We start from the raw sequence: 20,093 nt of genomic DNA, 5'->3' as shown, positions 1-20,093 counted from the left end.
TAGGTTGGGGTAAGCCGCAGGCGCACCCCAACGTTGCGGTGCGCATCGATGTGTCGACGTTGGGGTTCGCTTCGCTCACCCCAACCTACGCTGCTCTTAGCTCGTCATTCCGGCGCAGGCCGGAATCCAGTAGCGAAAACCTGGGCTGTTCGCGACAACGTCGGTTTGGCTTTTCGCGGCCATCGAGCGGTGTCGTTACTGGATTCCGGCCTGCGCCGGAATGACGGTGGTGGGAGGCGCCGCCGTAACAGCCGTCGTAGCCGGCGTAGGTTGGGGTAAGCCGCAGGCGCACCCCAACGTTGCGGTGCGCGTCGATGTGCCGATGTTGGGGTTCGCTGCGCTCACCCTAACCTGCGCCACCACGCAGGGCAGGCTGGATTGCCGCAGGAACTAGCGATTGCAGCTGAAAGTTGACACTGCCAGCCGATAAAGGCATCTAGGGCTTCCTCGTCAGGCAAGGACAGCGTCATGACTTTCAAACTGTCGGTTGCGATCGTGCTTGCGCTGGAGCTTTGCATGCAGATTCCCGATGCGGACGCCGCTCAGGGAGCGGCTGCGCGAAACTCGGCTCAGGCCGCGCCCTGCTGTGGACCAGTCAGCCCGGCCGGCATGCACATCCTCAAGGTGCTCGACGACAGCAACGTCGAAGCATTGTGGTTGAACGGCCGCCACATCAACTGGGAAACCGGCGAGCCGGACAAGCCCGCCGATTATGTCGGTCCCGAAACCAAGTCCCATTGCAGCGCCTATGTCGCGGCGATTGGCGAACGTCTAGGCATCTATGTGCTACGTCCGCCGCAGCATTCGCAAGAGCTGTTGGCGAACGCGCAGACGGCCTGGTTCGACAGCACGCAAGGCGCAGAAGCGGGTTGGCATGAGGTCGATACGCCAGAGCAAGCGCAAACCCTCGCCAACCAAGGGACGCTGGTGGTGGTGTCATACCGATCTGCCGATCCGCATCGCCCAGGCCATATCGGCATCGTGCGGCCGGACGCCCGGCGTACCCAGGCGGAAATCGCTACGGACGGCGTATGGATGTCGCAGGCCGGCGAAACGAATTACCTGCGCGTCGCAGAGAAGACAGCGTTCAAGCATCACCCCGGCGCGTGGCCGGACGGTGTGCAGTATTTCGCGCATGAGGTTGCGGCAGGGACAGGGAGCTGATGGCCCCTTGAAGCGCCGGCAGCTCCTTCAGGGCATCCCCGGGTTGCCGTAGCCCCTGAAAAACGCCTGCAACGCACGCTCAGTCGTTGCGCGCAGATATTTCTTGGACGGCGCCTTCAGTTTGCCGAACAGGCACGGCATGAGGGTTTCGGCTTCCAGCAAAGCCATCAGATGCCTGGCTGCGTCATGCGGATCGGCTGGCGGCAGCCGCTCCAGATCCATCTGGCGCTTGAGAAACGCAGCTAGGGCTTCATGGCCCCGGCTCGGTCCGATTTCATAGAACTGGGCGCCGGCGTCGGAGCGCCCGGCCACGCCGATGATGGTCTGCCACATGCGCACCGAGTCCGGGGCGCACAGGAAGCCGAGGATGCCTTCACCGAAGCGCTGCAGGGCGACCGGCGGGAGCTCCTCGGTTTGCGAGAGCGCGTCGACGACGGGGTCGAGGAAACTCGTGGCCACGTTGTGCGCCATCGCCACGAACAGCTCTTCCTTGGAAGGGAAGTAGCCGTAGAGCGTGCGCTTCGAGCCGCCCGCCCGGGCGGCAATCTGCGACATCGAAGCCCCCTCGAAACCCGCTTCGAGGAACACCTCGGCCGCCGCCTCGAGGATGGCGTCGCGCTTGGCTTCGGTTCTGACTCGCATGGCCGGACCTCCCGCATCACTGTCTGCCGCCCTTAAGTATACCCGGAGGGCAGAAATGATTGACAAAGTCGATATGGGCGCCCTTTAATATACCGAACCGTACCGTTTAGATTGCCATCGACGTTCACCCAGGAGATTCCCGTGCGCCCCATTTCCGCCTTGCGTCTGCCGCTGCTGGCGGCGGTGACTTCCCTTCTGCTCAATGCCTGCGGCGGCCCGCCGGGCGGTCCGCCGCCGCCGGAAGGGACGCCGGTCATGGGCGTGATCACGGTGAAGCAGGAGCCGGTCAGCCTGACCACGGCCGTGCCGGGGCGGGTGGTGCCTTATCTGATCGCCGAGGTGCGCCCGCAGGTCGGCGGCCTGGTGCAATCGCGGCAGTTCACCGAGGGCGGTGAGGTCAAGGCGGGCCAGATGCTGTACCAGATCGACCCGTCCACCTATCAAGCCAGTTACGACAGCGCAAAGGCCTCACTGGCCAAAGCCGAAGCGAACCTGCGCACCGCACGGCTGAAAGACGACCGTTACAAGGAACTGGTCACGCTCAAGGCCATCAGCCGGCAGGACGGCGACGACACCGCCGCCGCCCTGGGCGAGGCCGAAGCCGACGTGGCCGCCGGCAAGGCCAGCGTGGAAAGCGCGCGCATCAACCTGGCCTTTGCCCGAGTCACCGCGCCGATCTCGGGCCGGATCGGGCGTTCGAGCGTGACCCCCGGTGCGCTGGTCACGGCCAGCCAGGCCAATGCGCTGGCCACCGTCCAACAGTTGGATCCGATCTACGTCGATGTCACGCAGCCCAGCGCCTCGATGCTGCGCCTCAAGCAGGCGATGGAAAGCGGCAAGCTGGAGAAAGCCGATGACAGCGCCGCCAAGGTCCAGCTGCTGCTGGAGGATGGCAGCGTGTATCCGCTGGAAGGCCGCCTGGCCTTTTCGGAAGTGACGGTCGACCAGAACACCGGCGCGATCACCCTGCGCGCGATCTTCCCCAACCCCAAGGCCGATCTGTTGCCGGGCATGTACGTGCGCGCGGTCCTGCAAGAGGGCGTGAACAAGAACGGCGTGCTGGTGCCGCAGCAAGCCGTCCTGCGCGATGGCGCAGGCAAGCCCATTGCCTTCGTCGTCGACCGCGACAACAAGCTGCATCAGCGCCTGCTGGAAACCGAGCGTGCGATCGGCGACCAGTGGCTGGTGCGCAACGGCCTGAAGCCGGGCGATGTGCTGGTGGTCGAGGGCTTGCCGCGCGCGCGCGAAGGCATCGAGGTCAAGACCGTGCCGTGGCAAGCCGTTGCCAAATCCGTCAGCAACGCCACCGCCGCGTCGCTCGGCATGCACTAAGGCCCGCCAATCCCATGTCCCGCTTCTTTATCGATCGCCCGATTTTCGCGTGGGTGCTGGCCATCGTCGTGATGCTGGCCGGCGCCTTGTCCATCGCCATCCTGCCTATCGCCCAATACCCGGCCATCGCGCCGCCGGCCGTGGCGATTACCGCCAACTATCCCGGCGCATCCGCCAAGACCCTCGAAGACACCGTCACCCAGGTCATCGAGCAGAAGATGAAAGGCCTGGACCGGCTGAGCTACATGGCCTCCACCAGCGAGTCCAGCGGCCAGGTCACCATCACGCTGACCTTCAAGAACGGCACCGACCCTGACACCGCCCAGGTGCAGGTGCAGAACAAGCTGTCGCTGGCCACGCCGCTGCTTCCGTCAGAGGTGCAGCAGCAGGGCGTGACGGTCACCAAGTCCACCGCCAACTTCCTCAACGTGCTGGCCTTCACCTCCGAAGACGGCAGCATGAACGAGTCGGACCTGTCGGACTACGTCGCCGCCAACGTGCAGGATGCGATCAGCCGCGTCGAGGGCGTGGGTGACACCACGCTGTTCGGCGCGCAGTACTCGATGCGCGTCTGGCTGGATCCGGACAAGCTCACCAGTTTCAACCTGACGCCGCTGGATGTAAGCAACGCCATCAAGGCGCAGAACGCGCAGGTATCGGCCGGCCAGCTGGGTGCGCTGCCGGCGGCCGCCAACCAGCAGATCAACGCCACCATTACCGCGCAGACGCGGATGAAGACGGCGGCCGAGTTCGAAGACATTCTGTTGCGCACGCAGTCCGATGGCTCGCACGTGCGCCTGCGCGACGTGGCACGCATCGAACTGGCCGCCGAGAACTACAACACCGTCGGCCGCTACAACGGCAAGCCCGCCGCCGGCCTGGCGATCAAGCTCGCCTCCGGCGCCAATGCGCTGGATACCGTGCGCGCGGTCGACAGCAAGCTCGATGAGCTGCAGAAGTTCTTTCCGCCCGGCATGAAGGTGCAGAAGCCGTACGACACCACGCCCTTCGTGCGCATCTCCATCGAGGAAGTGGTGCGCACCCTGGTCGAGGCGGTGGTGCTGGTGTTCCTGGTGATGTATCTGTTCCTGCAGAACTTCCGCGCCACCCTGATCCCGACCATCGCGGTGCCGGTGGTGCTGCTCGGCACGTTCGGCGTGCTGGCCGCCTGCGGCTTCACCATCAACACGCTGACCATGTTCGCGATGGTGCTGGCGATCGGCCTGCTGGTCGACGACGCCATCGTGGTGGTGGAGAACGTCGAGCGCGTGATGACCGAGGACGGCTTGAGTCCCACGGAAGCCACGCGCAAATCGATGGGCCAGATCACCAGCGCGCTGGTCGGCGTGGCCCTGGTGCTGGCGGCGGTATTCGTGCCAATGGCGTTCTTCAGCGGCTCCACCGGCGTGATCTATCGCCAGTTCTCCATCACCATCGTGTCGGCCATGACGTTGTCGGTGCTGGTGGCGATGGTGCTGACGCCGGCGCTGTGCGCCACGCTGCTCAAGCCAGCGCATGCGAGCCATGGCCTGGCCACGCGCGGCTTCTTCGGCTGGTTCAACCGTGTGTTCGACCGCGGCAGCCATCGCTACCAGGGCATCGTGCGGCACATGCTCGCGCGGAAGCGACGCTACATGCTGGTGTATGCCGTCCTGCTCGCGCTGGTGGTGTTCGGCTTCTCCAAGCTTCCGGTCGGCTTCCTGCCGGACGAGGACCAGGGCACGCTGTTCGGCCTGGTGCAGCTGCCGCCCGGTGCCACCAACGCGCGCACGCTCGACGTCATCAAGCAGGTGGAGCATCACTTCCTGGTCGACCAGAAGGATTCCGTCGACGGCATGTTCGCCGTGCCGGGCTTCAGCTTTGCCGGCAGCGGCCAGAACGTGGCCCTGCTTTTCGTGAAGCTCAAGCCGTGGAACGAGCGCACGCGCAAGGACCAGAGCGTGTCCGGTGTCACCGCCAAGGCCTGGAAATTCTTCGGCACCATCCGCGACGCCAAGGTGTTCGCCTTCGCGCCGCCGGCAGTGTCTGAGCTGGGCAACGCCACCGGTTTCGATTTGATGCTGCAGGACCGCGCCAACCTCGGCCATGCGGCCTTGATGCAGGCGCGCAATCAGCTGCTGGGCGAGTTGTCGAAGGACAAGCGCCTGGTGGCGTTGCGCCCCAACGGCCTGGAAGACGCGCCGGAATTCAAGCTGGATATCGACGCCAACAAGGCACAGGCGATGGGCGTGTCGATCGACGACATCAACCACACCTTCTCCACCGCCTGGGGCAGCAGCTATGTGAACGACTTCAATGACAAGGGGCGCGTCAAGAAGGTGATGCTGCAGGCCGATGCGCCGTTCCGCATGCTGCCGGAGGACATCGATCGCTGGTATGTGCGCAACGGCGCCGGTGACATGGTGGCCTTCACCTCGTTCGCCACGGCCAGCTGGGCATCCGGTTCGCCGCGGCTGGAGCGCTACAACGGCGTGCCTTCGGTGGAAATCCTCGGCATGGCGATGCCCGGCGCGGCATCGAGCGGCGATGCACTGGCCATCGTCGAGGCAGCGGTGGCCAAGCTGCCGCCGGGTTTCGGTTATGAGTGGACCGGCTTGTCGTACCAGGAAAAAGCCTCCACCGGCCAGACCGCCATGCTCTATACGCTGTCGATCCTGATTGTGTTCCTGTGCCTCGCCGCGCTGTACGAAAGCTGGTCCATTCCGTTCTCGGTGATTCTGGTGGTGCCGCTGGGCGTATTCGGCGCGCTGCTGGCGGCGGTGCTGACCTGGAAGATGAATGACGTCTACTTCCAGGTGGGCTTGCTGACGACGATCGGCCTCGCATGCAAGAACGCCATCCTGATCGTGGAGTTCGCCAAGGAGCTTCACGAGGGTGGCAAGAGCCTGGTGGAGGCAGCCCTGGAAGCAGCGCGCCTGCGCCTGCGCCCGATCCTGATGACGTCGCTGGCGTTCGTACTCGGTGTGGTGCCGCTGGCCAAGGGCAGCGGTGCCGGCGCGGGTGCGCAGAACGCGCTGGGCAATGTCGTCATCGGCGGCATGCTGTCCGGCACGCTGCTGGCGATCTTCTTCGTGCCGCTGTTCTTCGTGCTGGTGCTCGGCCTGTTCAAGCGCCGCGCCCGAGTCGATACCCATGCGCCGCAGTTGGAAGGGCACTGATATGACGCCGATCCGAACCACCGTTATCGCTTTCGCCGTGGCCTGCCTGGTGTCGGGCTGCAACCTGGCGCCGCATTACGTGCGGCCCGGTTCGCCGGTGCCCGAGGCCTTCGCGGAGGGAGAGGGGACTTCCGCTCCTGCTGCAGCCGCCACGCCGGTGGCGGACCTTGGATGGCGCGAGGTCTTCACCGACCCGGCGCTGCAGGAAGTCATTGCCCTGGCGCTGGACAACAATCGCGACTTGCGGGTCGCCGCGCTCAATATCGAAGTGGCGCGGGCACAGTACCGCGTGCAGCGTGCCGATCTGTCGCCCAGCCTGTCGGTCAATGGAAGCGGCAACAGCAGCCGGACGCCGGGCGATCTCTCGGCGACCGGCCGGCCGCAGGTGACGCGCGACTACAGCGCGACGCTCGGTTTCAGCGCGTACGAACTGGACTTGTTCGGGCGAGTGCGGAACCTCAAGGAACAGGCGCTGCAGCAATTCCTGTCGACCGCGGAGGCACGGCGAAGCACGCATATCAGCCTCGTCGCCCAGGTGGTCACGGCGTACTACACGCTGGCGGCCGATCAGGAGCTGCTGAAGCTGGCCCAGTCCACGCTCGCCAGCCAGGAATACAGCTACCGCCTGCAACAGCGCAGCTTCGATTACGGCGTAGCGTCGGAGCTCACCATCAGCCAGGCAAGAACCACGGTGGAAAGTGCGCGCAGCGACGTGGAGCGCTATACCGCCCAGGTCGCGCAGGACCATAACGCGCTGACCTTGCTGGTGGGCGCGGCGGTGCCCGCCAGGCTCCTGCCGGATGCGTTGCCGGCTACCGCGGACGCCGAACGCAACGTGCTGGCGGCGGTCCCGGCGGGGTTGTCGTCCGATCTGTTGCAACGCCGTCCGGACATCCTGGAGGCCGAACGCAACCTGCGCGCGGCCAATGCCAATATCGGCGCGGCACGTGCGGCGTTCTACCCCGGCATCAGCCTGACCGCATCGGCGGGCAGCGCCAGCGCCAGCCTGTCGGGCCTGTTCGACGCCGGCTCCGGCAGCTGGAGTTTCGCGCCAAGCATCTCTATCCCGATCTTCAATGCCGGCCGGAATCGCGCCAATCTGGATATGGCGAAGGCCAATCGCGACATCGACGTGGCTCGCTACGAGAAGGCGATCCAGACCGCGTTCCGCGAGGTGGCCGATGCGCTGGCCCAGCGCGGGACGCTGGGCCGCCAGCTGCAGGCGCAGCAGGCGCTGGTGGATGCGTCCGCGGATAGCTATCGGCTTTCGCAGGCCCGTTTCGATCGCGGCGTGGACAGCTATCTCGGCGTGCTGGATGCGCAGCGCTCGCTCTACAGCGCGCAGCAATCCTTGATCGGCACGCGCCTGGATCGCCTCACCAATCTGGTGACGTTCTACAAGGCGATGGGCGGCGGCTGGGTTTCGTCCACCGCGGACGCGACAGGCCACAGCTCTAGCCATGATCAGATGAAGACGGCATCGATAAAAGACTGACGGGAGGCGCCTTGGGGCGCCATCCCGATCGCAGCTCCCAAGCCGATACCGCAAGCAGCCCTGGAGGGCGAAATCCATGGCCGAGGACGAGCGTGCCGTCCATGCATTGATCCATCTATCCTTGTCCTTCAGGCGAGTCATCGCCCGATACTTGATGGATGAGTTCGGGCTGAAGGGGCTGCCGGCCGATATCTTTATCTTGATGACGGCTTCGCGGGCCTTGCTGGTCCGCGATCTGGTGATGATTCTGGGAGTGAAGGCGAGCGCGATCAGCGCAGCGCTGAACGACATGCAGGAGCGCAACCTCGTTACGCGCCGCCGGTCGCCGGGAAACCGCCGCACGGTGTCGATTGAGCTCACCCAGTTCGCCAGCTTTGCGGCGCAACAGGCGGCCGAGTTGCAGCGGCATTGGTGGGGATCCCTTACTTCCGATATCGCCGAATCGGATCTGCATGTTCTTTCGCGAACGCTGGCGGCGATGTCGTGCAGCGGTCAGGCACTGCGCTGATGTTTGATTTGTTTGAAACCGGCAATTTCTGTTTTTGATTTGGTTTTCACTGACACAGCACACTTCGCGCGCTTAGACTTTCCGGTACTCATCAATCGGAGATTGGTGACGGTTCGTTGAGACCTCCGATGAAGCTGGCGGTCTGACAGCATGCTCCACTGATCCGCACTGCACAGGCGGCCAAGGGGAAGGCGCAAGCCGGAGCATACGAAGCCTTTGAAATGAGACGCCGCTTGCGTGCGGCGTGGGACTGCGGCCGGGCGATCGCCCGCCGCAGAGCGCTTGTCCTTTTACTCATTCACCCGGAGGCATTCATCCCATGTCTGTCCGCTCATGGCGAGAGCATCCGTCGATGCCCTCGTTCGAATCGATGCGCCCTGACGCGATGGCCTCCATTTCGAGGTGTGCGCGCCTATCTCAATGCGGAGGGACTCGCACTGCTCGATCAGGATGCCGATACCTGCTTTCTTGACGGAACCCTTCCTCACTTGGGAGCCGGGCGCTTCGAGAACTACACCATCGATCCCGCCGTGCGCTTCACGGACTCAGCCCCCGGGCGTTTCTTCGTCGAGGCCAACAGCCTGGTGAAGCAGCCGTATGTTCCGGACATGCCGATATTGATCTACGGCGACGTGTTCGACGATCTGGTCGGCATCAAGCCGGCCAACGACCTGGCCGTGAAGTATTGCCGCGCCGGTGCACAGGTGGAGGTGATGCATACCTTCACCCCCGTGCCCACGCCTGGCCTCGCTCTCGTGCATATTTCCGGCGAGGTGGAAGGAACGCTGCCGTCGCTCGCTTACCTGGTCGCCCGCTTCAACGGCCAGGCGCCGAGAAACGATTGCGGGGCAGCCGCGATGAGCGTGTGGTCGTCTTCGGTACCGCTGCCGTACTACCCGTTCATTACGCAGTGACCCATCAGCCATGAAGGAAGCCGGCTGGACCTTGGTCTGGCCGGTGCTGCAGTGATGGATAGTGACCTGGGATATGCGCGCGACTGAGCATATCGGCAGTGGGTTGCAGCTTCCTGTCACCGCGCCTGCGATTTTCACGCGGTCTGTGATTTAGGCTTCGGAGTGATCCACATGGCAATCGCAGCTTCGAATACTCTGTCGCCGCTCTCATCGACTACGCCGACCATTGCCAATTCCTCATAACCGGCGTCGCTTTCCCGAAACGGCTGGGCAGGCGCTGCAGTTGCCGTGAGCTTGCCCATGGCCTTCTTTAAATACTTCACCTGCATGCCACGCGGAATCCAACGCATGCCAGCCGGAACACTGGCGTCGGTCATCAGGCCGCCGACAAGCTCGGCGAGATTGCACATCGCGATCGCATGGATGCTGCCGATGTGATTGGTGATCCGGCGATGTCGAGTGATGCTCGCCTCGCACAGGCCGATATCCAGCTTGGCGATGCTTGGCGAAATAGTGGAGAAATAGGGTGCTTTTCCGCAGACCACGCGGGTAAAGAGCCAGCGACCCGCTCGCCACCGACTCAGGCCGCGCCAGCTTCTCAATACCGGGGATATCTTCGCCATGACATGACGCCGCTCTTTGAGGTAAATGCACCGTACGCATGCGTATGGTATGTGTCAAGACATTCATTGCGCCTCGTTTTAGCCAAGGCGAATCTGATTAATCAGTCGAAAGACTCGGCACGCATATGAGCCTTGATCCGTCGCGAACTGATGGCATGAGATCAGCGCCGGCATGTTTCAAACAAAAAACTTTTCTCGCAAAAGGCTAGGACTTATCTGATTCCTGGCCGCATGGCCGTCGCCAAAACTGTGCATGCATCAGCCAGCACGATTCCGTCTGCTGCGCTGTGCAACGACCATCGCGCGTACATCCGGCGGTGGATAGCGCATTCTGGGCGGTGCATGGATGCCGGCCCTAACCAGATTTCCACGGGGGAATGTGGATATGACCGATGCTTCGAACGCGACGTCGCCGGCTTATGGTTTACCTGGCTTCAACGATCCAGCCGAGCTATGGGAAAGCCTCCTGGACCATGCGCTAGTCGGTATCGCGCTGACCGATCCGGAAGGGCGTTGGCTCTACGCAAATAACGCTCTTTGCGACATGTTGAGCTGCACGCGGGACGAATGCATCGGCAGGGCCATCGATGAATTCATCTCTCCAGCGGATCGCGAGCACTTCCTCGGCGAGCTTGACGCCATGCGCCGCGGTGATATCAAGCAGATCCAGACCGCTTTCCGTCATCCGCGCCACGACGGCAGCGTGCTGCACGGGAAGCTGAAAATTTCCCGGCTCGGCAAGGCCGCGGCAGGTGCGGGCTACTTCATCCAGCTCTCGGACATCAGCGCCCAGCAGCAGGCCGAACTGGCACTGGAGGAGGCCCAGCGTCGCTGGAACCAGACCTTGAGCGGATCGCGCCAGGTGGTGTGGGATTTCCACGTGCCGACCGGCATGGTCGAAGTCTCTTCGCAATGGCAGGTCATGCTCGACCTGCCGGATGAGGAGCACGTCCACCACATCAGCCGATGGCTGAGCAGGATGCATCCCGACGATCAGGGCCGCTTGTTCGAAGCCACGGAGAGAGTGCGTATCAGCGGCGAGAGGGAGTTCGATGCCTACTACCGGCTGCGCCACCAGACGCAAGACCGCTGGATCTGGGTGCTGAGCCGCGGGCGCGTGGTGGAGTATGCGCCCGACGGCAGCATTCTGCGCATGATCGGCACGATCATCGATGTCACCCACGAAAAGGAACTCGAGGCGCGGCTGACCGCCACCACGGAACGCCTGACCGCTCAGACCCGCCAGTTGCAGGAGACCCTGGCCCTGCTAGAAGGCGTGCTGAGAGGAACGCCGGACCTGGTCTACGTGAAGGATTGCGCCGGTCGCTATGTGCTGGTCAACCCAGCGGTGGAACAGGTCATGGGCAGGACGGCGGACGACATCATCGGCCGTCTCGATACCGAAATCTTTCCGCCGGACATTGCCAACGCACTGGTGCAGAACGACCGCCAGGTGCTGCAGACGGATCGTCCCTACAGCATCGAAGAGACCGCTGTCGTCGACGGGAACCCGCGCACCTATGCGTCGACCAAGGCGCCGCTGCGTGACAGCGAGGGGCGCTTGATCGGCCTCCTCGGCATTTCGCGCGACCAGACCGAGGCGAAGCTGGCCGAGCTGGAACTGCGGCGGAGCGAGGCGCGGTGGCAGTTCGCGCTCGACGGTTCCGGCGACGGTATCTGGGACTGGGATATGCGCAGTGGGCATGTCTTCTACTCGCACCAGTGGAAAGCCATGCTCGGTCACGCCGAGGAAGACATCGGTTCCACGGTGAGCGAATGGTCGCAGCGCGTGCATCCAGACGACGTTGCGCGCTGCTGGGACATCATCGAAGCCCACCTGCAGGGGCGCAGCCTCGACTTCGTGCTGGAGCACCGCATGCGCACCAGGGATGGCCGGTGGCGCTGGATCCTCGACCGCGGCAAGGTGATCGAGCGCGGGACGGATGGACAGCCGCTGCGGGTGATCGGCACGCATACCGACATCACGGCGCGCAAAGAGAGCGAGGCCGCCATCCTGGCGCTCAACGAGCGCCTGCAGCTGGCGCTCGGCGTCAGCGGCGTCGGCATCTGGGAGCTGCCGGAGGTAACCGGGCAAAGCTTTACCTGGGACGAGCCGATGCATGCGCTCTACCGGATGGCGCCAGGCACGTTCAGCGGCCGTCTGCAGGATTGGCTCGAACGGATCCATCCGGAAGATCGCGCCGCCTTGCTGAAGCGCTGGGAAGACGCGCTTGGCGACGCTCACGCGCATGCGTTCGACACCGAATTCCGTATCCAGTGGCCGACCGGCGAGGTGCGCCATCTGCGGGCGCAGGCGCAGATTTTCCGTGCCGCCGACGGCGCGCCGCTTCGCGCGATCGGGGTGAACCGGGACATCACCGACGAGCGCCGTGCTGCCGAGGTGCTGCTGCACGCCAAGGAGGCCGCCGAATCCGCCGAGCGCGCCAAGAGCGACTTCCTGGCCGTCATGAGCCATGAAATACGCACGCCGATGAATACCGTGCTCGGCATGTCGCGCCTGGCGCTGCAGACCGAGCTGGCGCCGAAACAGCGCAATTATCTGGGCAAGGTCCATGCGTCTGCGGAAAACCTGCTCACGATCATTAATAACGTGCTGGATTACTCGAAGATCGAGGCCGGCGGGCTGGCGCTGGAAGCGGCCGATTTCACGCTATCGTCCGTGCTCGATGCCGTCGCCGCCGTCACGGCGATGAAGGCCGAAGAGAAAGGCCTGGAAATCGCCTACACCACAACGGCCGGCGTGCCGGAACATCTGGTCGGCGATGCGTTCCGGCTCGGCCAGGTCTTGATCAACCTGGTCAGCAATGCCGTCAAATTCACCGCGCGTGGCGAGGTCATCGTTTCGGTCTGCCTGGTGGACAAGCTCGACGGGCAGCGGTCGCGGCTGCGCTTCGAGGTACGCGACACCGGCATCGGCCTGGACGCATGGCAGGCCGATCGCCTTTTCCAGGCCTTCAACCAGGCCGAAAGCGCTACCTCGCGCAAATACGGCGGCACCGGACTCGGCCTGGTGATCTGCCGGCGGCTGGTCGAACTGATGGGCGGCAGCATTGGCGTGCGCAGCAAACCCGGTGAGGGCGCCACCTTCCATTTCACCATCGATGTGGGTGTGCGGCAGGGCCTCGAAGCACAACCGTTCGCGGGCCGGCAGCCGGGCCTGGCCGGCAAGCGGGTCCTGGTCACCGACGACAACGCCAGCGCCAGATCGATCTTTGCCCGGATGCTGCGGCAGTTCCGCATGAACGTCACGACGGCCGCCTCGGGACAGGAAGCGATCGAGGCGTTGAAAAACGCGGCGCGCGACCAGCGCGCCTTCGACCTGGTCCTGATGGATTGGCGGATGCCGGGGCTGGACGGCCTGGAAGTGGCGCGACGCATCCGGGCGGACCACGAGCTGCAGCAGACACCCGCGGTGCTGATGGTTACCGCTTACGGCCGCGAGGAAGTGATCCACCAGGTCGAGCAGTTGCAGTTGGACGGCCTGCTGATCAAGCCCGTCACGGAATCGACCCTGTTGGAGACTGTCGAAAGCATCTTCGCGCAGCGGGATTCGACGGATGCGCCGACCCGCCGCGTCGCGCCCACCGATGCGCTTACCTCGGCTGGCGCGATCCTCGGGAATTGCCGCGGCCAGCGCGTGCTGGTGGTGGACGATCACGCGCTCAACCGGGAGGTGGCCAGCGAGTTCCTGCTCGCCGCCGGCCTTGCCGTGGACGTGGCTCCGGATGGGGAAAGCGCACTGAGCCGCCTGGCATCGCAGCATTACGATGCGATGCTGCTGGACATCCATATGCCTGGCATGGATGGCCTGGCCACCGCGCGGGAGATTCGCCGGCATGCGCGCTGGGCGCACTTGCCGATCATCGCCTTGACGGCGCTCGCGCGGCCGCAGGATCGCGCCGCCAGCATGGAGGCGGGCATGAACGCCCACCTCACCAAGCCGCTCGATGCGGGAATGCTTTATGAGACGTTGGCGAAATGGATGTCGCCAGCTCGCCAGGGCGGATGGGACGATGTGCCGGTTGCGGACGATCAAGCGGAAACGGCAGCTGCCGATTCGCGTGTGCCCCACGCATCGTCGATGGATCTGCGGACGGCGCTCGAGCGCATGGAAGGAAAGCACGACATGCTGCTGTCGGTCATGCGTCACTTCATCACCGACTTCGACGATGCATCGGTGCGTCTGGATGACTACATCCAGGCCCGCCGTACGACGGCCGTGGCCAACCTCGTCCACGCCGTCCGCGGATCGGCTGCGTATCTTCATGCCGATGCGCTGTGCAATGCCGCCGAACGGCTGGAGAACGCGGCGTGGGCTGGGCATGTGGGGAATATGCACCGGCACAAGGCAGCATTCATTCGGGCGCTCGCCCTTGTCATGAGCGAGTTGCAGCAGGTGCTTGCGGAGTATCCGACCGTGGCCGCTTCAGCCCATGAATAACTTTATCGGTGCTCAGCCGCCGCCTTTTTCCTGGATAGCGGAGTGCAGCCCAATTCGATGGTCCCGGTGCCCGCTTCTGACCCGTGGGTACAGTCCCTGATTTGTCCGGCCGGCTTGTCGAATTTCCGGGTGGTCGTTCGTCGACATCCTGAAGGCAGCCCATCGGCGGCCTGTCGCAGGTCGATTGAAAGCGTAGCCACTCATCAGGAGGAGTCCCATGAAAGCGAAGCGCACCATCCGGATCATGAGTTTCATTCTGCTGGCGATGCTTGGTGCATCGCAGCAGGCGCTATCGCAGGACGCGAAGAAAGCCGAGGCAGCGGCGCCCTATCCAAAGATGGCGCCGATCGACCAATACCTGATGGACCGGGACGCTGAAATAGCCCTGGCCCGAAGCGCGGCGCCGGCATCCATTTCCCGCGACGCCACGATCCTGGTGCTGGGCCGCAAGGGCTACGAGAAAGCAGTGGAAGGCAAGAACGGGTTTGTCTGCCTGGTGGGTAGAAGCTGGTCCGGCCCGTTCGACTGGCCCGAATTCTGGAATCCGAAAATCAAGGCGGCCGATTGCCTGAACCCCCAGGCCGCTCGATCGTTAGTGCCCGTCTTTTATCTGCGCGCCAAGATGACGATGGCCGGCCATTCCAAGGCGGAGATGCTGTCGGCACTCACCGCCGCGTATGCAAACAAGCAGCTGCCGGAGCTGGAAAGCGGCGCCATGGATTACATGATGTCGAAATCGTCGTATCTGACCGACGAAGGCGACCACAACATGCCGCATCTGATGTTCGACACCCTGGTCCAGGACAAGGACTGGGGGGCGGGCGCCGAGGGTTCGCCGGTCATGGCCAGTCCCTATTGGTTCTTCTATCCGAACCAGCATGCCGAAACGAAGAAGCTGCCGCCGATTCTCGTGTTCCTGGTCGGAGCCGGGACCTGGTCCGACGGGACGCCGGTAGAAATGCATCATCACTGATGCAGAGTCCTGAGGAGCCTGCCGGGGTTCTTCAGGTCATCAGAAGCGATCCGTACTGGCCAGATAGCGCCATTCGCCCGGCTGCAGCCGGGCCATGGGAATACGGCCGATACGGATGCGCTTCATCGCCAGCACCTTCAGGCCCACGGCATGGCACATGCGCTCGACCTTGTCGGGCGCAATCCGCTTCAAGGCAAAGCGCAGGTGGCTTTCGTTCTGCCAGCTCACCTTGATCGGCGGCAGTGCGTAATGGTCGAAGCGCAGTCCATGGTTGAGCAACGCAAGACCGTTCGGTGCCAGCTCACCTGTTACTTGAACCACGATCTCCTGCTCGATGCGCTCGAAATCGTCTTCCAGGCGACGCTTTACCCGCCAGTCCTGCGTGAATATCACCAGGCCGCTGGCTTCGTCGGGCAGCGGCAACGGGGATTCCAGGCGGGCGAAGTGGCGCTTAAGAGGACGTACGCCGGAGGTGTCCTCGGTGGAGCGGCTTTCTGCGCGAATCAAGGCGCGAGCTTCATCGATCGTAGCGCCGGCGGGTTTATGCAACGCCAGCGTCACGGGCTCGGTGGGTTCCAGCTGAGCATGGGGATCGATTTCGATGTGCTGATCCAGCACCTTGAACTGCGGCTCCTCCACGGTCACGCCGTCCACGCGCACCCAGCCGCCTTCGATATACATTTCCGCTTCGCGCCGCGAGCATTGAGCCAGGGCGGCGACGCGTTTGGCGAGACGAATGGGGTCGGTCATCGGTGTTGCCGTTGAATGCTGGACGCCAGTATAGGGGGAGACAGGCCGTCACTACGCCAGGCAAGTGGGTGGACGAGAGTCTTCGACCGATTGAATCACGCGCTCTCGTCGAGTAGGGCCATGAGCGCGCCGCATGATTTTGCTGCTTGAGCCCGCGCCTGCACCATGACCTTCGACACAAGGCCAGGCTCCTGTCATGAAGGACGATCCCCCCCGCCAGTCCTCCATTGACGAGCGCCACGGGAGCAAGTCATGCCGTTGTCGAATCGAGTCGCGCGCTTCATCGGCCTGGGAGCCGTGCTGGCCCTGAATAACGCGTTGGCCACACATGCGCCGGGTGCTTCCGTGGCCACCGACAACCCGCATCGATCCCCGCTGGATCTTGCCGTGGATACCGCCGCCGCCGACTACTTTCGCAACACGTGCCACGTAGGTTTGTCCATTGTCGCCGTAACGCCGCAAGGTCGCTTTTTCTATGACTACGGGTCTACCGAACTGCACGGCCATGTGCTGCCAAGCCGCCGCAGCATCTATGAAATCGCCTCGGTCACGAAGACCTTCACCGGCGCCTTGGCCGCGCGTGCGGTGGAGCAGGGAAAGATGCGCGTGGATGCGGATTTTCGATCCTTCCTTCCAGGCACCTACGCCAATCTTGCATGGCAGGGCAAGCCGATAACGCTCGCGACGCTGATCACGCATCGGGCCGGAATGCCGCGCGATATTCCGGACTCGGATGCGATCTTTGCGAAGAAGGATTTCAATACGCTGCCCTATGAGCTGAATGCGTTGCAGCGGGGACTGAATCGCGACACCCTGCTGTCCGCGCTGCATGACGTCAGCCTGCGCAGCGAGCCGGGACGCGATGAGGTGTACTCCAACGCCGGCTACCTGGTGATTGGCCTGGGGCTGGAGAAGGTCTACGGGCAACCTTTCGAGACCTTGATGCGCCAACGCTTGCTCAAGCCATTGGGCATGGATTCCACGGGCTTCGCCGTCGAGGGCGCCGCTCGTGCGCGTCTGTTGCGAGGCTACAACCGGGAGGGCCACCTGATGCCCTACCACCTGCGCAACGCTGGCGCGGCCTGGGGCCTGTACTCGAGCACCGAAGACATGGCGAAGTACGTGCAGTGGCAGCTGGATGGCAACGATCCAGTCGTCCAACGCATACGCCAACCGCTGACCGGGAGCGCCCAGGACGGCGAGGCCATGCCGTGGCACCTGGCCTACGATCATGGCCAATCGATGCTTGCCCATGGCGGCGGCAGCGGTGGCATGTCCAGCCAGGTCGTGCTGTTTCCGGGGCAAGCCGAGGGTTTTGCGCTGCTGGCGAACGATAGTTGCGAAGGTACGGAGAGCGCGCTGAAGAGCATGGCGATGACGGTTCATGCGGCGTCTGGCATCGATCGCAAGGCGCTCTGATGGATAGCGACAAGGGCCTTGAGAGCCGTTTCATATTGAACTCTGCTTTCGGCAGGTCCAGGTGCTTCCCCGGCTCTCTCAGGCAAAGAATTGCCATGGACTTCTTGCGTGGCGCCAGGATCGCCTTCGCTCTAGCTGTGGGCGTGGTTGGTTGCTGCCTCTGTCCGACGGCATCAGCCGCCGACGAAAGCGCCGGCTCCTCAGTGGCTGCATCTTTCGCCGCGTTTTGGCAGGCGGCCAAGGGGCGTCCGTTTGCGCAGCAACTGGACGCCTGGGATCGCGATATCGAGGCGCCACGCCGGGACCTGTATGCCTCGGTGGTATGGGAGGCGTCGCAGCATCAGGACTGGCAAGCCCGCAGGTTGCGTTTCCTGCAAGCGCGTTTTGCGGCCTATCCGGCCTTGGCGGTGGATATCCCGACGGAAGAGCGGGCCTTGCGAGGTGTGCTCGATCAGCAGATTCCGCGATTTCACCGCGTATTTCCTGACGCCGACCTGCAGCCCCCCGTGCAATTACTGCTGGCGCCGAATTTCGACGCGAAGAGCGGCGTGCTTGCCGATGGTCGGCCCGTGCTGGCTTTCGCGGTGGACTCGTTGCTGTTGGAAAAGGCCGACCTGGGCATCGTGGTCCCGCATGAGCTTTTTCATCTTTATCACGCGAAGCACGCCGGTTTCAGCAATGACGGCGTCATGCCGGGCGTTGCGCTCACCGTGCCGCTGTTTGAAGAAGGGTTGGCCGCTTATGTAAGCAGCCAGCTATCGCCGGGGCACGACGACGGTGCGCTGTTGTTGCAGGCTGACCTGGGCGATATTCCAGCGAGCCGGTTGGCCGGGATCGCGCATCGCTTCCTTGCCGATGCGCGGTTCAAGGCGATCGACAGCGAACATCCGGAAGCCTTCAAGAAATGGTTCAACGCAGCCGCCGCGCCTTATCAGCCAGGCCTGCCCAATCGCACCGGCTACTGGCTTGGCTTGCAGGTAATCCGCCATTTGCGGCGTACCTGCTCGCTGAAACAGATCGCCGCATGGACTCCTGCGCAAGCGGATGCCAAGGTGAGGGTGGCATTGGGTGAGCTTGCTCGGATTCCGTAGTGATCTTTAATTCTGTCCCATCGACGGAGGATTTATGACCAGACTTGTGGTGAGAAGCTTCGCTGTATCACTCGACGGCTATGCCGCCGGTCCTGACCAGAGCCTGGAGCATCCGCTGGGTGTGCGCGGCCCGGAATTGATGGAATGGTTTTTCCCGACGCGCATGTGGCGGTCGATGCAGGGCGCCGACGGTGGCGAAACGGGTGTCGACGACGAGATCGCCCAGCAAGGCTTTGCCGAAGTCGGTGCATGGATCCTCGGCCGCAACATGTTCGGCCCGGTGCGCGGCCCTTGGCCGGATGACAGCTGGAAAGGCTGGTGGGGCGACGAGCCGCCGTATCACGTGCCGGTGTTCGTGCTGACCCATCACGCGCGCGAACCGTTGGTGATGAAGGGTGGCACCGTATTTCATTTCGTCACCGACGGCATCGATTCCGCTGTGAAGCAAGCCATCTCCGCGGCCAACGGCAAGGATGTTCGGGTTGGCGGTGGCGTGGCAACCGTGCGGCAGTTGTTGAGCGCTTCGCGCATCGACGACATGCATCTTGCGCTGCGTCCGGTGCTGCTTGGCGGTGGCGAGCCGCTGTTCCAAGGGCTCGATATGCACGCGCTGGGTTACCGGTGCGACAAGGTGATTCCCGGTGAGCGCGCAACGCATATGTTTTTGCGCAGAGCGTAGTGATGGCGTTTTTGGCTGATGTCGGGCTCCTTCTGGAGCCCGGTTTCGTCGCGCTTAGCTCGACCTGCAGGCTAAAGCGCCTGCAAAGTGTGCCGACGAGCCATCACACCTGCGCCCAGCCCCCATCGACGCACAACTCGATGCCCGTTACGTACGCGGAGTCATGGGACGCAAGGAACAGGACGGCGTTTGCAATCTCATCGACCGTGCCGCTGCGATGCATGGGCACCTGGGCATGCACCTGGATTTTCGTCTGCTCGATCATCTCCTCGCTCATACCGACCTTGCGAGCCTGATCCGTGTCGATATAACCAGGCGCCAGCGCATTCACCCGAATGCCTCGTTCGGAGAGTTCGACGCTGAGCGAGCGCGCCAGCGAACGAATGGCTGCCTTTGCCGCCGAATAGACGCTCACGTAGGGTCGCCCTTGCGTACTGAGGGTCGAGGTATTGAGGATGACCGAGGCCCCGGCCTTCACCAGGGGAAGCAACTTCTGCACGGTGAAGTAGGCGCCCTTGAAGTTGGTGTCGATCATGAAGTCGAAGTCGTCCTCCGACGTATGTTCGAACAAGGCCGGCCGACCGCCGCCGGCATTGGCGAAGACGATATCGACACGGCCATGCTTCGTCTCGACGTACGCACTAAGTGATTCAATATCCGCGACTTTCGAGTTATCGCAGCGCACGATTTCCGCGCCGCCGCCCAAGTCCCGCTTTGCCGCTTCCAGCGCCGCTTCATCGCGCCCGGTGACGATGACCGTGGCGCCCTCGCGCAGGAACAACCTGGCCGTGGCCAGGCCCATGCCTGCGCTGCCGCCGGTAATGACAGCGACCTTCCCATCCAACTTACCCATATCCGTCTCCTGATTCATAGGTGCGAGAAC

The 20,093-nt window shown here is 63.5% G+C and carries 15 protein-coding genes; 11 read left to right on the top strand and 4 right to left on the bottom strand.

Annotated elements, in window-relative coordinates; translation table 11 throughout:
* Positions 1 to 468 precede the first annotated feature (468 nt).
* Positions 469 to 1,164 carry a hypothetical protein gene (locus BM172_RS20465; RefSeq protein WP_051548836.1) on the top strand — a complete coding sequence of 232 codons (696 nt, stop codon included), beginning with the start codon at positions 469 to 471 and terminating at the stop codon, positions 1,162 to 1,164.
* Between the two features lie 27 nt (positions 1,165 to 1,191).
* On the opposite strand, the gene BM172_RS20460 is transcribed toward BM172_RS20465, so the two are convergent.
* A complete protein-coding gene (locus tag BM172_RS20460) occupies positions 1,192 to 1,806 on the bottom strand; it encodes a TetR/AcrR family transcriptional regulator (RefSeq protein WP_026635790.1) in 615 nt (204 codons plus the stop codon).
* A 141-nt stretch (positions 1,807 to 1,947) separates the two neighbouring features.
* On the opposite strand from BM172_RS20460, the gene BM172_RS20455 reads away from it, so the two are divergent.
* From BM172_RS20455 to BM172_RS20435, 5 genes are all read left to right on the top strand, one after another.
* Complete coding sequence (locus BM172_RS20455; RefSeq protein ID WP_026635791.1) at positions 1,948 to 3,138, top strand: efflux RND transporter periplasmic adaptor subunit; 1,191 nt, start codon at positions 1,948 to 1,950, stop codon at positions 3,136 to 3,138.
* Positions 3,139 to 3,152: 14 nt separating this feature from the next.
* Positions 3,153 to 6,296, top strand: coding sequence for an efflux RND transporter permease subunit (locus BM172_RS20450; protein ID WP_026635792.1), 3,144 nt, complete (start codon positions 3,153 to 3,155; stop codon positions 6,294 to 6,296).
* Position 6,297: 1 nt separating this feature from the next.
* Positions 6,298 to 7,791, top strand: a complete 1,494-nt coding sequence (adeC, locus tag BM172_RS20445) for an AdeC/AdeK/OprM family multidrug efflux complex outer membrane factor (RefSeq protein WP_051548839.1) — start codon at positions 6,298 to 6,300, stop codon at positions 7,789 to 7,791.
* 76 nt (positions 7,792 to 7,867) lie between these two features.
* The gene (locus BM172_RS20440) at positions 7,868 to 8,299 is read left to right on the top strand and encodes a MarR family winged helix-turn-helix transcriptional regulator (protein WP_035323594.1); all 432 of its coding nucleotides are present in this window, start codon (positions 7,868 to 7,870) and stop codon (positions 8,297 to 8,299) included.
* 404 nt (positions 8,300 to 8,703) lie between these two features.
* Positions 8,704 to 9,213, top strand: coding sequence for a lipase family protein (locus BM172_RS20435; RefSeq protein ID WP_177218851.1), 510 nt, complete (start codon positions 8,704 to 8,706; stop codon positions 9,211 to 9,213).
* Between the two features lie 134 nt (positions 9,214 to 9,347).
* Here BM172_RS20435 and BM172_RS20430 read toward each other — a convergent pair whose 3' ends face one another.
* On the bottom strand, positions 9,348 to 9,836 hold the full coding sequence (locus tag BM172_RS20430) for a hotdog fold domain-containing protein (protein WP_035323595.1): 489 nt from the start codon (positions 9,834 to 9,836) through the stop codon (positions 9,348 to 9,350).
* A 385-nt stretch (positions 9,837 to 10,221) separates the two neighbouring features.
* Between BM172_RS20430 and BM172_RS20425 the strand changes: the two genes are divergently transcribed.
* Together BM172_RS20425 and BM172_RS20420 are read left to right on the top strand one after the other, a co-directional pair.
* Entirely contained in the window at positions 10,222 to 14,298 is a 4,077-nt protein-coding gene (locus BM172_RS20425; protein ID WP_177218850.1) for a PAS domain-containing protein, read from the top strand.
* A gap of 217 nt (positions 14,299 to 14,515) precedes the next feature.
* The gene (locus tag BM172_RS20420; RefSeq protein WP_035323597.1) at positions 14,516 to 15,271 is read left to right on the top strand and encodes a hypothetical protein; all 756 of its coding nucleotides are present in this window, start codon (positions 14,516 to 14,518) and stop codon (positions 15,269 to 15,271) included.
* A 39-nt stretch (positions 15,272 to 15,310) separates the two neighbouring features.
* Here BM172_RS20420 and BM172_RS20415 read toward each other — a convergent pair whose 3' ends face one another.
* Positions 15,311 to 16,021, bottom strand: a complete 711-nt coding sequence (locus BM172_RS20415; RefSeq protein ID WP_026635795.1) for an rRNA pseudouridine synthase — start codon at positions 16,019 to 16,021, stop codon at positions 15,311 to 15,313.
* A 252-nt stretch (positions 16,022 to 16,273) separates the two neighbouring features.
* On the opposite strand from BM172_RS20415, the gene BM172_RS20410 reads away from it, so the two are divergent.
* The 3 genes from BM172_RS20410 (at position 16,274) to BM172_RS20400 (ending at position 19,210) form a co-directional block, all read left to right on the top strand.
* Entirely contained in the window at positions 16,274 to 17,440 is a 1,167-nt protein-coding gene (locus BM172_RS20410; protein ID WP_026635796.1) for a serine hydrolase domain-containing protein, read from the top strand.
* 95 nt (positions 17,441 to 17,535) lie between these two features.
* Positions 17,536 to 18,531, top strand: coding sequence for a hypothetical protein (locus BM172_RS20405; protein WP_143096571.1), 996 nt, complete (start codon positions 17,536 to 17,538; stop codon positions 18,529 to 18,531).
* 34 nt (positions 18,532 to 18,565) lie between these two features.
* Entirely contained in the window at positions 18,566 to 19,210 is a 645-nt protein-coding gene (locus tag BM172_RS20400; RefSeq protein WP_026635798.1) for a dihydrofolate reductase family protein, read from the top strand.
* A gap of 103 nt (positions 19,211 to 19,313) precedes the next feature.
* On the opposite strand, the gene BM172_RS20395 is transcribed toward BM172_RS20400, so the two are convergent.
* Positions 19,314 to 20,063: an SDR family oxidoreductase gene (locus BM172_RS20395; RefSeq protein ID WP_026635799.1), complete on the bottom strand. Its 750-nt coding sequence runs from the start codon at positions 20,061 to 20,063 to the stop codon at positions 19,314 to 19,316.
* Positions 20,064 to 20,093: the final 30 nt, after the last annotated feature.

Origin of the sequence: Dyella marensis (assembly GCF_900112865.1) — a bacterium.
In the GTDB taxonomy this organism is placed as follows: Bacteria; Pseudomonadota; Gammaproteobacteria; order Xanthomonadales; family Rhodanobacteraceae; genus Dyella_D; species Dyella_D marensis_A.
The sequence above is the reverse complement of the archived record's forward strand: the minus strand, read 5'-3'. Positions and strand labels throughout refer to the sequence as shown.